The sequence below is a fragment of the Nocardia cyriacigeorgica genome (assembly GCF_005863245.1).
GTDB classification, from domain to species: domain Bacteria; phylum Actinomycetota; class Actinomycetes; order Mycobacteriales; family Mycobacteriaceae; genus Nocardia; species Nocardia cyriacigeorgica_C.
In genome coordinates, this window is record NZ_VBUT01000010.1 from 72931 (window position 1) to 85187 (window position 12257).

A 12257-nucleotide genomic window follows, 5' to 3' on the forward strand; every position below is an offset into this window, starting at 1 on the left:
GCGGATAATCGGCGGGGAGTCAGAGCACGTCCGCTGCGTTGTCAGGATTCACCATGAAGTTCGCGCCCATCCCCCGCCGGGCGCTGCCCGGTGCGGCGGCCGCCTGCCTGTCCGGAATCGCCATCGCGCTCGCGCCGTTGGCCATCGCCGCACCGGACCGATCCGACGGCCACAGCACCACCGACTGGCAGACCTCACCGAACCAACTCGACGAACCACATCAGCGGCCCACCGGATCGACCACACCGAAGGAGTCGCCGTTCTATCTGACCTGCGGCGAAGCCCGGCGCGAGGGCGAGGCGCCGATCCGGCAAGGACAGCGCGGATACTCGCTGCGGCTGGATCCCGACCACAACGGTGTCGCATGCGAACCCGGCGAACCGTGACGGATCGACGAGGTTGCCGCGGACGGAGTTGATCAGCGCCTGGCACGGATCGCGGCGATTCGCGCGAAGACCGCACGCGCCGCACCAGGCACCACCGCACCGATTCGGCGGCGAAGCCCGGTGACTACCGCGCGGCCTGGAAGACCAGCACAGTCCCGCCGATCCGGATGGCGTCACCGTCGGCCAGCAGCGCACCGGTCTCGATCGGCAGTTCGTTGACGAACACGCCGTTAGCCGAATGCAGGTCCTTGATCAGCAGTCCGGCCCGGCTCGGCAGGATCTGCGCGTGGTAGCGGCTGGCCTTGGGATCGTCGATGACCAGGTCGTTATCGGTCATCCGGCCGATCCGCAGGCCGGCCTGGGCCACGGCGACCGCGCGCCCGTCCGGCATCAGGATCTGGCCGCTGCGCACCGCGCTGGGCACCTCGGTGACGGTCTCGGTCATCGCCGCCGCCATCCGCTCGGCCCGCTTGAACTCGACGGTGTTCAACGGTTCCTGGCGCAGCACCCGCTGCTCGAGCTCGATCAATGCCGGGCCGGGGTCGATGCCGAGCTCGTCGGCGAGCACGGTGCGCACCCGGCGGCAGGCGTCGAGGGCGTCGGCCTGCCTGCCGGACAGGTAGAGCGCGGTGATCAGCTGCCCCCACAGCGGCTCCCGCAGTGGATGCTCGGTGGTCATCGCCACCAGTTCCCCGACCACCGAAGACGCCCGCCCGCAGGCGATTTCGGCGTCGATGCGGGCGGAGGCGGCGAGCAACCGTTCCTCGTCCATGGCGGTGGCGAACCCGTCGGCGAATTGCAGACCCGCCAGATCGGCCAATGCCCGGCCGTCCCATTCGCGCAGCGCGGTACCGAACAGGCGGGCGGCCGTGGCATGGTCGCCCACCTCGGCGGCCCTGGCGGCGGCATCGCGGGCAGCCTCGAAACGCCCCAGATCGCAGGCCTCTTCGGCGATCTCGAGCCGATAGCCCGAGGACTCGGTGCGCAATACCGCGGCCGGGTCGATACCCGAATTACGCAGCGCCTTACGGATATTCGAGACGAAAACCTGCAGGCTCGCCGCGTAGGAATCGGGCGGATCCTCGTTCCACACCATGTCGGCCAGCGCCATCGACGACACCGCGCGCCGCCGATTCACCGCCAGCGCCGCAAGCAACGCCCGCGGCTTGGGCCCGCCGACCGCCACCGGCTCACCGCCGACGAGCAGCCGCACGGGCCCGAGCAGGCGCACCTCGAGACTCATGTGCTGTTGCCCCCGCCAGGGTTGTGGGTCAGGCGCTGATCGACCGTCCCGCGGACTTCAGATCATTGCACGCCTCGACCACACGCGCCGCCATGGACGCTTCGGCCTTCTTCAGGTAGCTGCGCGGGTCGTAGGTCTTCTTGTTGCCGACCTCGCCGTCGATCTTGAGCACACCGTCGTAGTTGGTGAACATGTGGCCCGCGACCGGCCGGGTGAAGGCGTACTGGGTGTCGGTGTCGACGTTCATCTTCACCACGCCGTAGCGCAGCGAATCGTCGATCTCGGACTTCAGCGAGCCCGAGCCGCCGTGGAAGACGAAGTCGAACGGCTGCGCGTCGGCGCCGAGACCCAGCTTGGCCGCGGCCACCCGCTGGCCCTCGGCCAGCACCTCGGGACGCAGCACCACATTGCCCGGCTTGTACACGCCGTGCACATTGCCGAAGGTGGCGGCGAGCAGGTACTTGCCGTTCTCGCCCGCGCCCAGCGCGTCGATGGTCTTCTCGAAATCGGCAGGCGAGGTGTAGAGCTTCTCGTCGATGGCGGCCTCGACACCGTCTTCCTCACCGCCGACGACGCCGATCTCCACCTCGAGGATGATGTTGGCGGCCCGGGTGGCCTTCAGCAGGTCCTTGGCGATCTCGAGGTTCTCGTCGATCGGGATGGCCGAACCGTCCCACATGTGCGACTGGAACAGCGGGTTGCGCCCGGCGTTCACCCGCTCCTGCGAGATCGCGATCAGCGGGCGGACGAATCCGTCCAGCTTGTCCTTGGGGCAGTGGTCGGTGTGCAGCGCGATGGTGACGTCGTACTTGGCCGCCACCACGTGCGCGAACTCCGCCAGCGCGACAGCACCGGTCACCATGTCCTTCACACCCTGGCCGGAACCGAACTCCGAGCCACCGGTGGAGAACTGGATGATGCCGTCGCTGCCGGCGTCGGCGAAGCCCTTGATCGCCGCGTTGATCGTCTCCGACGACGTGCAGTTGATCGCGGGGAAGGCAAAGGAGTTCGCTTTGGCCCGACCGAGCATCTCGGCGTAGACCTCCGGAGTCGCGATGGGCACTGTGAAGACCTCCGTGTTTTGTGCGGCAAAAGACAATTTTGTCAGGCCCACCCTAAGACAGCGGGCTTTCGGCCGATATCAGGGGATCGATGCGCGGTCAGGATGGTGGCTCGTGCTGGATTTCGCCTGCCCCGGAGGCTCTACGTGGTCACGCTGCGCTGCCTCCTCCGAGCCTTGACCGGGGCAGGCGGGTCCCGACCCGGTACTGTGGGCCGGGTGATTGCGCTCGCAGCCTCCGACGCGGTGACAAGCAACCTTGCCTTGACTCAGTTGCTCGATCCGATGTACCTGCTCACCGAGACCTGGCTGCAGCACGCCGTCCTCCCGGCCATCCTGGTCATCGTCTTCATCGAGACCGGTCTGCTGTTCCCGCTGCTGCCGGGCGACTCGCTGCTGTTCACCGGTGGCCTGCTGGCCGCGCAACCGGATCCGCCGGTATCGATCTGGGTTCTGGTGCCCGCCGTCACCTTCATCGCCTTCGCCGGCGACCAGTCCGGCTATTGGATAGGCCGGGCCATCGGGCCCGCGCTGTTCCAGAAGGAAGACAGCCGGTTCTTCAAGAAGCATTACGTCACCGAGACGCACGCGTTCTTCGAAAAGCACGGCCCGAAGACCATCATCCTGGCCAGGTTCGTGCCGATCGTGCGCACCTTCATGCCGGTGCTCGCGGGTGTGTCCACGATGAACTACCGCAAGTTCGTCGCCTTCGACATCGTCGGCGCGATCCTGTGGGGCGGCGGCGTGACCGTCCTCGGCTACTTCCTCGGCAACGTCGCCTTCATCCGCGACCACATCGAGGCGATCTTCCTGCTCATCGTGTTCGTCTCGATCCTGCCCGGCATCATGGCCGTCGCGAAGAAGCTGCTCGGCCGCGGTTCGGCCGCCGAACAGATCGATCCCGCCCGTGATGTCGAGCTGACGGCGTCGACGAACGAGACCACGCGCTGATCGCAGTGACGCCGGCGTCCTCAACCCTCGCACTGGGCAGCTTCGAACCGCTGATCTCGGCGGGACCCGCACTCGTCTGGACGATCGTGCTGACGTTCGTCTTCCTGGAGTGCGCCTTCATCATCGGCCTGTTCCTGCCCGGCGATTCGATGCTGATCACCGCGGGCGTCGTCATGGCCTCGCACGCCTCCGGTGAGGCGCAGGTCTGGGGCCTGTCGCTGGGCACGATGGTCGCGGCCATCGCCGGCAATCAGGTCGGTTACGTCGTCGGCAGCCGCACCGGCCACCATCTGGTGGCCCGCAAGAACGGCCGCTACATCAACACCCGCAACCTCGCGCGCGTCACCGAGATGCTGCACCGGCACGGCTTCGTCGCGGTGCTCGTCGCCCGCTGGATCCCCTGGGTGCGCACCCTGTGCCCGATGGTCGCCGGCGCGGCAGGTATGGACCACCGCAAATACACCATCGCCAGCACCATCGGCGCCATCCTCTGGGCCCCGGTCCTGCTGCTCATCGGCTACTACGCGGGCGGCTTCATCCAGCGAGTCCCCTGGCTGATGCCCGCCGTCGTCATCGTGCTCGTCGTCGGCCTGATCATCGGCACGATCCTCGGCATCCGCCAGTACCGCCAGGAGATGGCGCAGCCGGCCGAGGACTTCGACTTGGACGCAGCGGGAGTGCCGGAGCACTGAGATCGGTCCGTGTGGCCCTACCGAGCGCGAGCACTGGTCAGGCTTGCCAGATCGACCGTAACCGGGGTGCCGGACAGATCAAGTGTGACGTGGTTCGTGCTATCTGCCACAAGTTCGTAGTGGTCATCGACCAATTCGTAGGCGGTGAGATGCACGGGAGGCTCGATGTCGATCAGCCAGTAGCACTGGATACCGATCTCGGCGTACTCGGCGAATTTCGTCACACGATCGGTGCGCCGTGAACCGTCGGACAAGATCTCCACCGCTAGGAGCACGTCGTCGGCGTCCCACCGCGCAGGGTTGCCCTCGATCTCCGTCGTCGGCACAACGATCAGATCGGGAATCCGGACCGTGGGCGGAGCCTTGGCGTCCACAATGAGTTCCACTTCCGGCAGCGCACCGAGCTTTTCAGGAAGTTGTGATTCCAGCTGCCCGGCCAGACGCCAGATTGCACGTTGGTGCAACGCCAGCGGCCTCGGTGACACGATGAGTACCCCCTCGACGAGCTCGTAGCTGCGACTGTTGTCCTCCGGTAGCGCATCCCAGTCCGCCAAGGTCAGTAGATGATCGGGCCAGTGCATCGCCATGCAGCCACCTCCTCCCAATAGCTCGGTAATCGAAGTCTCCCACAGATGACCGACAGCAACTCGTGACTTCGAATGGGTTTCATAGCCCAGCCGCGCTCACCATGTGCGCGGCCTCCATCAGCATCCACCCCGACAATTGCACCGACAGATCGCGTTCGGGCACCTTGGATGATGTCACCGAGCCGCCGGAGGTGAAGTATCCGGCGCCGGAGCTGCCGCCGGGGAGCTGGGCCCGCTTGCTCCAGTCGTGGCCGAACAGCGGTTCGCCTTCGACTTCGAGGCGGTTCGCCCACGCGGCCTTCGCCGAGGACAGCACGATCGACGCGGCGCAGCGGCGGTCGGCTTCCTGTTCGGCGTCGTCGCCGGGCAGCATCAACGCGACCAATGCCAGGTAGCGGATCAGGATGCCGTTGAAGAGGCCGCCGTCGCCGCCGCCGCCACCCTGGACCACGCCGCGCGTGGTCATCCGGTCCTCGACAGCGGCCAGCAGGCGATGGACTCGCTCGAGGTGTTTCGCCTCGCCGGTGTGCACCGCGAGTTCGGTCTCCAGGCCGAGCACCACACCCTGGCAGTAGGTGAAGACCGGGCGCTCGATCTCACCGGAGGGCAGGTGGATGCCGTCGAGGATGAGGCCGGTTTCGGGGTCGCGCAGGGTGGCGTCGAGCCAGTCGGCCATCTCGGCGGCGCGTTCGTGACGGCCGAGCCGCAGCAACGCGATGGCCGCGGGGCCGTTGGCGGGTGCGTTGAAGTAGTCGGCGCCCACCCGCCACGGGATGCCGCCGCCGGTGTCGGGATCCCAGGATTCGTAGAGCTGCTTCTCCAATGCGAGCAGCGCGCCCGGCGCCTCCTCGGTGTCCTGGGTCCGCTGCGCGCGCTCCAAAGCGATGGCCAGCCACGCCATATCGTCGTAGTAGCGGTTGGTCCACCCGGTGATGTTGCGCAGGCGATGCGAGCGGGCGAAGGCGCTGATCCGTTTGCGGCGAGCGGGAGTCGGCACGCGGGTGGCGGCGTCGACGGCACAGTCGATCAGATGGGCTTGCCACCAGTAATGCCAGGACAGGAACAGGCGCTCACGCTTGGTGGCGGGCCAGCCGACCACGCCGAGCGTGGTGCCAGGTATCCCCCACAGCGGGCGCAGATGCCGGGAGATGATCGCCGATTCGGCCATATCGGCACGTTCGGACCACAACGCGGGCGTCGGCTCGCTGAAATCCCCCTGACGCCGTGCGTCCCTCCGCGTGGTCATAGCTCAATGGTGCCAGGTCGGCACCGGGTTTCGCCGCCCAATTGTTACCAGGCTGTGGTCAGATCGGCATGTTGACGGATCCACGCGTGCATCGCGATGCCCGCGGCCACGCCGGCGTTGATGCTGCGGGTGGATCCGAACTGCGCAATCGAGACCGTCAGCGTCGCGGCGTCGCGGGCGTGTTCGGTGACGCCGGGCCCCTCCTGCCCGAACAGCAACAGGCAGCGACGCGGCAACTGAACCGTTTCCAGCGGAACCGATCCGGGCACATTGTCGACCGCGACGACGGTGAGATCCTCGCGACGAGCGAACTCCAGCAGCGCCGCGATATCGGTGTGATGCTCGATGTGCTGATAGCGGTCGGTGACCATGGCGCCGCGCCGATTCCAGCGCCGCCTGCCGACGATGTGCACCGCCGCCGCGGCGAACGCGTTGGCGGTGCGGACGACGGTGCCGATATTCGCGTCGTGCCCGAAGTTCTCGATCGCGACATGGAATGGGTGCCTGCGCGCGTCGATGTCGGCGACGATCGCCTCGCGCGTCCAATACCGGTAGGCGTCGACCACATTGCGGCGATCGCCTTCGGCGAGCAGCACCGGATCCAGTCGCGGATCGTCCGGTGGCTGCCCGCCGAACTCGTCTGCCCACGGGCCGACGCCATGCGGATGCTCGCCCCATTCGGTGGGGCCGGGTAGCTGTTCCGGCACATCCGGCGCGAGGTCGGTCACGCCGTCGATGCTAATTCCCGTGGTGGGAGCCCCCGAGCCCGGCAGGGCGAACTAGGCGGAGGCGCCGATCGCGATGACGACGATGATGATGTACAGGATGAAGAAGACGATCGAGATGATCAGCAGGATCGAGGAGATCATCCCGCAGATGTAGCCCGCCTTGACGTTCCCCCGGCCCCCGATCATGCCCCCGGACGCGTCGATCTCGGCCAGCGCCTTCTTGCCCATCGACCACGCGAACGGGCCGAGGATGCCGCACATCACCAGGCTGAGGATGCCGAGCACGAGAATGGTGGTGGCCTGCGGATGATCCTGCTGCGGCCCGTAGCCGTAGGGCTGTGGATAACCGGGCGCACCATAGGGTTGCGCGGGGTAGGGCTGCGCAGCGTAGGGGTCCGAGCCGTAGGGGTTCGCACCGTAGGGATCGGAGCCGGGCGGCTGCTGCGGTGGGTATGTCATGCGGTGATGTTAACCGTGGACAGGCACCATGGTGGGGCGAGCTACACCATCGACCCGGTGGTCAGCGCCCTCGATCGGGCCGTCCGCCCCGACGAACATGGAGCTCATGACCGATTCCGTCACCCAGACATTGGTACTGGACAAGCCGGCCGCCACTGCCGAGCCGGCCGGGACGCGCGTGCTGCGCGCCGTGCTCCGTGCGCCGTTCACCGCCAGGACCTGGAAAGAACTCGCCTTTCTGATCGCGGCTTGTCTGTTGGGCGGGCTCGGGACTGCCTACGTATATCTGGCCGGCGGCGGGGGTGTATTGGTCGCGATGACGATCATCGGCATCCCGGTGCTGGCGCTGGTGATTCTCGGCGGACGGCTCTGGGGCCATATCTATCGCGCGCTGGTGCGTGATCTGCTCGGCACTCCGCTGGATCCACCGCCGCCGTTCCGTCCGAAGCCGGGCCTGATCGGTTGTCTCACCTCGGCGTTCACCGATATGCCGAGCTGGCGGGCACTCGCGTTCGTTGTCGTGCAGTCGATCGTCGGCATGGTCGGCGGATACTTCGTGCTGATCGCGACCGCGATGATCGGCTTCACCGCGATCTCGCCGCTGCCGTGGTACCTGTTCACCCCGACCAATATCGACTCCAACGGTGTGGAGCGGCATTCGCTGGCCAACTTCGGCGACTTCTACATCGACACCTGGCCGCGGGTGCTCGGGTTCGCGGCGCTCGGTGTGATCGGCTGCTTCCTGCTGCCGTGGCTGTTCCGGGTGGTGTGCCTGGTGCATCGGCAGCTGGCGATCTGGCTGCTCGCGCCGACCGCGCGGGACCGGCGCATGGCCGATCTCCAGGAGAGCAGGCGCGTCGTCGTCGAGGATTCCGCCGCCACCCTGCGCCGACTGGAACGCGATCTGCACGACGGCACGCAGGCGCGGCTGGTCACCATCGCGATGGCGCTGGGCCGAGCCGAGGAGCGGCTCAGCCACGGCGGCGATGCCCGCGACCTGATCGCCGACGCACACGCGAGCACCAAGGAGGCGCTGACGGAGCTGCGCGAGCTGGTACGCGGAATCCATCCGCCCGCCTTGGAATTGGGTCTCGAACCGGCGCTGGAGACGCTGGCCGCGCGCTGCTCGGTGCCGGTGGAGCTGCGGGTGCATCTGCCGGTGCGGCCGCATCCGGCGATCGAGGCCATCGCCTACTTCTCCGTCGCGGAACTGCTGACGAATGTCGTGAAACACGCTGGTGCGAGCCATGCCTGGGTGTCGGTGCTGGCCTCCGGTGACGATTCGCTGGTGGTGTCGGTTCGCGACAACGGCAGTGGTGGTGTGCTGCAACCGATGCCGGGTGAGCCGGTGGCCGGTAGCGGGCTGGCCGGGCTGGCGGCGCGGGCCGCGAGCGTCGACGGCAGCCTCACCGTCGACAGTCCCGTCGGCGGGCCGACCGTTGTCACCATCACCCTGCCGACAGCGGGTCCGCGATGAGTACCGCTGCGGCTCAACCGGACTCGTTGCGGGTGGTGATCGCGGAGGACAGCGCCATCCTCCGCGACGGGCTGGCCGGATTGCTGGCCGAACGCGGGCATCAGGTGGTGGCGATGGTCGGCGATGCGACGAATCTGTCCGAGGTGGTGGCCGAACACGCACCCGACGTCGCCGTGGTCGATGTCCGGATGCCGCCGACCTACACCGACGAGGGCCTGCTCGCCGCCATCGAACTGCGCCGCAAATTCCCGCTCACCGGCGTACTCGTGTTCTCCCAGTGGGTCGAAACCCGCTACGCCACCGAACTACTCGCCGGCGGCGCCAACGGCGTCGGCTACCTGCTCAAAGACCGGGTCGCCGACGTCCGCGAGTTCATGGAAGCCCTCGACCGCGTCGCCACCGGCGGCACCGCCCTCGACCCTGAGGTGGTGAGCCAATTGATGGGCGCCTCCCGCCAGCAACAAGCCCTCGACCGGCTCACCCCGCGCGAACGCGAAGTGCTCGAGCTGATGGCCCAGGGCCTCACCAACGCCGCCATCGCGCGCTCGCTGACCGTCACCGAACGGGCGGTGGAAAAGCACATCGGCAACATCTTCACCAAGCTCGATCTGCCGCCCTCGGAGACCCATCATCGGAGGGTGATGGCGGTGCTGCGGTTGCGGGGGTAAGGCGTAGCCCAATAGGCCGTCCGTGCTCGATAATTCACAATCGGTGTACGCAAACATCTGTGTAGCGGAGGCGCACGATGACGTTGTTTCACATCGAGATCGACGACGACGCCCTGAAACAAGCGAAACGTCTAGGCGGACATCAAACTGACGCGGCCGTAGTGGCCGCCGCCCTGGAGGAATACAATGAGCGGCGGACACAGACTGCACGCTATTTCGAGCTGGCCCGCGGTTGGGATATCGAAGGAGCCGAGGCGGCGCACCGTGCTGAGAAGGACTCGTTCGCTCGCGCGACGGCGTTCAATAAGCCCGGCCCGAATCCGGTGTAATCCGACCGGCTTCCACAAGCGACTTCCATGCGGCCGATTTGCGCGGGCATTCTCCGACTCGGCACGATCGGTGCCGCTGCATCGTCAGGTGCGCTTCGAGCACTGGCATCGGCCCGTCGGGCGCATCGTGCGGATAGCCGATCGGCCACACCTTCGCGTCCATCGAGTTTCGCTCCTTTCGTAGTCCTTGCTGGAATTTCGCCCCCGTGGGCACGCTGGGCAGCCCGGCACCGCGATCACTGTGGATCCAGAGATCCTGTTGAGGTCGGGTCGAGGTCGAACGGCAGGAGAGCAACGGCTGCCGCGATCGCAGCCAGCGTGTCGGCATCCAGATCAGCGAACTCGACCTCCCATCCGTCCGCGCCGACCAGGGACCACGACCCATCGCTGCGCTGGAGGTAGCGATAGCTTTCGTCCGTCGTCGCGGATTCATCCGCGTCGGCCGAACGATCCATTCGTGCAGGAAGATTCATGCCGCCCCTTCTCTCGGTTCGGTGTGGCGAGCACCCATCGCCGGGGAGCCGAGGGGCATCGGTTCGACCCGGCGACGGGGCTGGATTCAGGTTCGTCCGAGCTGGTCCGTGGATCGACGGCAGACCAGGTGGAAGCTGCTGGGAAAGCAGTGGGCATTGCGATTCACGGCTACTGCCGAGCGTCTATCCTTTGGGTAGGTCCAGCAGAGAGGCCACCCCGTGACCGAACGGAACGATCTGCTTGTCGCGGCTCGGTTGCGGATGGAGTCGCCTGGCGCACCTGGCCATTCGATGACCCGCCAAGAGCTGGCGGAGGCTGTCAACGACCACGTATTCCGGGCGACCGGCAAACCCGGCGCCGTCGACGAGCGGCACGTCGGCAAGTGGGAACGAGGCGAGACAACGTGGCCGAGAAAGCATTACCGATCCGCGCTACGTGCGGTGTTGAACGTGGCGACCGATGCCGAACTCGGGTTCGCGCGGCCCGGACGTTCGACGAATGACGACGACGTGAATAGAAAGCAGTTCTTACAGAGCGCACTCGCCGCCGGGGCGGGCGCGGTCTTGACGAACACCGTCCCATCCGAGACCGACCTGGTCGAGAACCTGGCCGGGCCGACAGCGCACTACCGCAGGATGGAGTCATCGATGCCGTCGGATCGGGTGGCACCGGCAGTCGACGCCCACCTGAACCTTGTTATCGGGGTTGTGCGCGATCGGTTGCGGACCTCGAGTGGATTTCGCGTGCTGTCCGAAGCTGCCGGGCTTGCGGCCTGGCTTGCCGCCGATCGTGGTGACGACGCGGCGGCGCGGCGGCGATATTCGGACGCGATCGGATACGCCGAACGCACCCAGCACCCCCTGCTGGTCGCCTATATGACCGCGAGTCTCGGCCACTATGCGGTGGAGACCGGCGACAGCCGCGCCGGCTTGACCTTGATAGGCACCGCATCTGCTCAGCTGGCCGCCCGACGCCCCGGATAGCGCGAGCGCCTGGATGTCTTCATTGCTGGCCATCGCCTACGCCGCAAACGGTGATCGGGCGGGCGCGCTCGATGCCCTGCGACGGGCCGAAATGCTGGCCGACCGCCAACGCGGCGAACCGCGATGGCCATGGGTGTTCGGTTTCGACGGACCGAAGGCAGCGCGATATCGAGCCAGCGCACTCGGTCGGCTCGGCGACCACCACGCCGCCCGCAGCGCGTTCCGCGCCGCCGCACCCGCGTTGTGCACAGCGAAGCCACGCGCTTTGGCCCAGGTGGAACATGCCCACGTGCTGGCCCGCAGCGGTGATGTTGCCGCAGGGTGTGCACTGGCGGCTGATGCGCTGAGAGTCGGCCTCGAATATCGCAGCGAGCGGATCACACGCGCGGCGCGAACCTTCCGATCGACCCTGCCGACCTCGACCACCGAGGCTCAGCCCTTGGACGATGTGCTGGCGACTCTGTACAGACGAGGTGAGAATTGACCAAGATCGCCATTACCGGGCATCGGGGTTTGCCTCCGGACGTCACGGCCCTGGTCGACGCCGCGCTCCAGGCTGAAGTGGGGAAGCGGGACGACGGCAGGCTCACCGGGATCAGCTGCCTAGCCGACGGGCCGGATAGCTTGTTCGCGCAGGCGGTACTCGAGCGCGGCGGTGAGCTTGTCGTCGTCGTTCCCGCCCACGAATACCGAGACAGCCTCCCGACCGAGCATCACGCCGTGTACGACGAACTGCGCTCCGCCGCCACCAAGGTCATCGAACTCGACCGCGACAGCTCGGATCCTGAAGCGCACCAGGCAGGCAGCGAAAGGATGCTCGACGAAGCCGACGAACTGCTCGCGGTGTGGGACGGGAAGCCGGCTCGCGGGTACGGCGGCACCGCGGACGTGGTCGCCGCCGCACGCGAACGCGGGATACCGGTGACGGTCATCTGGCCGGACGGCGCGACGCGCGACTGAGCCCGGCCGGTCCC

Annotated in this window: 16 protein-coding genes; 9 read left to right on the forward strand and 7 right to left on the reverse strand. The window is 67.1% G+C overall.

What is annotated here, in order from left to right:
• Window positions 1-53 precede the first annotated feature (53 nt).
• The gene (locus FEK34_RS23470) at window positions 54-386 is read left to right on the forward strand and encodes an excalibur calcium-binding domain-containing protein (RefSeq protein ID WP_138451072.1); all 333 of its coding nucleotides are present in this window, start codon (window positions 54-56) and stop codon (window positions 384-386) included.
• 124 nt (window positions 387-510) lie between these two features.
• Here FEK34_RS23470 and FEK34_RS23475 read toward each other — a convergent pair whose 3' ends face one another.
• Together FEK34_RS23475 and fbaA are read right to left on the reverse strand one after the other, a co-directional pair.
• The gene (locus FEK34_RS23475) at window positions 511-1629 is read right to left on the reverse strand and encodes a BTAD domain-containing putative transcriptional regulator (RefSeq protein WP_138451074.1); all 1119 of its coding nucleotides are present in this window, start codon (window positions 1627-1629) and stop codon (window positions 511-513) included.
• A gap of 28 nt (window positions 1630-1657) precedes the next feature.
• Window positions 1658-2728: a class II fructose-bisphosphate aldolase gene (gene fbaA, locus FEK34_RS23480; protein WP_267469020.1), complete on the reverse strand. Its 1071-nt coding sequence runs from the start codon at window positions 2726-2728 to the stop codon at window positions 1658-1660.
• Between the two features lie 246 nt (window positions 2729-2974).
• Between fbaA and FEK34_RS23485 the strand changes: the two genes are divergently transcribed.
• Together FEK34_RS23485 and FEK34_RS23490 are read left to right on the forward strand one after the other, a co-directional pair.
• Window positions 2975-3640: a DedA family protein gene (locus FEK34_RS23485; RefSeq protein WP_249359561.1), complete on the forward strand. Its 666-nt coding sequence runs from the start codon at window positions 2975-2977 to the stop codon at window positions 3638-3640.
• Window positions 3641-3645: 5 nt separating this feature from the next.
• Window positions 3646-4332, forward strand: a complete 687-nt coding sequence (locus tag FEK34_RS23490; protein WP_014353426.1) for a DedA family protein — start codon at window positions 3646-3648, stop codon at window positions 4330-4332.
• 17 nt (window positions 4333-4349) lie between these two features.
• Here the strand turns inward: FEK34_RS23490 and FEK34_RS23495 are convergent, their stop codons facing one another.
• From FEK34_RS23495 to FEK34_RS31310, 4 genes are all read right to left on the reverse strand, one after another.
• Complete coding sequence (locus tag FEK34_RS23495) at window positions 4350-4919, reverse strand: Uma2 family endonuclease (RefSeq protein WP_212748814.1); 570 nt, start codon at window positions 4917-4919, stop codon at window positions 4350-4352.
• A gap of 79 nt (window positions 4920-4998) precedes the next feature.
• Window positions 4999-6087, reverse strand: a complete 1089-nt coding sequence (locus tag FEK34_RS23500) for a glycoside hydrolase family 76 protein (protein WP_138451388.1) — start codon at window positions 6085-6087, stop codon at window positions 4999-5001.
• Between the two features lie 122 nt (window positions 6088-6209).
• On the reverse strand, window positions 6210-6893 hold the full coding sequence (locus FEK34_RS23505) for a TrmH family RNA methyltransferase (RefSeq protein WP_138451076.1): 684 nt from the start codon (window positions 6891-6893) through the stop codon (window positions 6210-6212).
• Between the two features lie 51 nt (window positions 6894-6944).
• Window positions 6945-7352: a DUF4190 domain-containing protein gene (locus FEK34_RS31310; protein WP_348538141.1), complete on the reverse strand. Its 408-nt coding sequence runs from the start codon at window positions 7350-7352 to the stop codon at window positions 6945-6947.
• Between the two features lie 106 nt (window positions 7353-7458).
• Between FEK34_RS31310 and FEK34_RS23515 the strand changes: the two genes are divergently transcribed.
• From FEK34_RS23515 to FEK34_RS23525, 3 genes are all read left to right on the forward strand, one after another.
• The gene (locus FEK34_RS23515; RefSeq protein ID WP_249359532.1) at window positions 7459-8829 is read left to right on the forward strand and encodes a sensor histidine kinase; all 1371 of its coding nucleotides are present in this window, start codon (window positions 7459-7461) and stop codon (window positions 8827-8829) included.
• Window positions 8826-9497: a LuxR C-terminal-related transcriptional regulator gene (locus tag FEK34_RS23520; RefSeq protein ID WP_138451080.1), complete on the forward strand. Its 672-nt coding sequence runs from the start codon at window positions 8826-8828 to the stop codon at window positions 9495-9497. Before FEK34_RS23515 ends, FEK34_RS23520 begins: the two co-directional genes overlap by 4 nt.
• Window positions 9498-9574: 77 nt before the next feature.
• Entirely contained in the window at window positions 9575-9826 is a 252-nt protein-coding gene (locus FEK34_RS23525) for a type II toxin-antitoxin system VapB family antitoxin (protein ID WP_138451082.1), read from the forward strand.
• Between the two features lie 236 nt (window positions 9827-10062).
• Here FEK34_RS23525 and FEK34_RS23530 read toward each other — a convergent pair whose 3' ends face one another.
• The gene (locus FEK34_RS23530; protein ID WP_138451084.1) at window positions 10063-10299 is read right to left on the reverse strand and encodes a hypothetical protein; all 237 of its coding nucleotides are present in this window, start codon (window positions 10297-10299) and stop codon (window positions 10063-10065) included.
• Window positions 10300-10518: 219 nt separating this feature from the next.
• Between FEK34_RS23530 and FEK34_RS23535 the strand changes: the two genes are divergently transcribed.
• The 3 genes from FEK34_RS23535 to FEK34_RS23545 are packed head-to-tail and all read left to right on the forward strand — an operon-like array spanning window position 10519 to window position 12243.
• Window positions 10519-11283, forward strand: a complete 765-nt coding sequence (locus tag FEK34_RS23535; RefSeq protein ID WP_138451086.1) for a hypothetical protein — start codon at window positions 10519-10521, stop codon at window positions 11281-11283.
• A 22-nt stretch (window positions 11284-11305) separates the two neighbouring features.
• Entirely contained in the window at window positions 11306-11767 is a 462-nt protein-coding gene (locus FEK34_RS23540) for a hypothetical protein (protein WP_138451088.1), read from the forward strand.
• Entirely contained in the window at window positions 11764-12243 is a 480-nt protein-coding gene (locus FEK34_RS23545; RefSeq protein WP_138451090.1) for a hypothetical protein, read from the forward strand. The genes FEK34_RS23540 and FEK34_RS23545 overlap by 4 nt, the downstream gene beginning before the upstream one ends.
• Window positions 12244-12257: the final 14 nt, after the last annotated feature.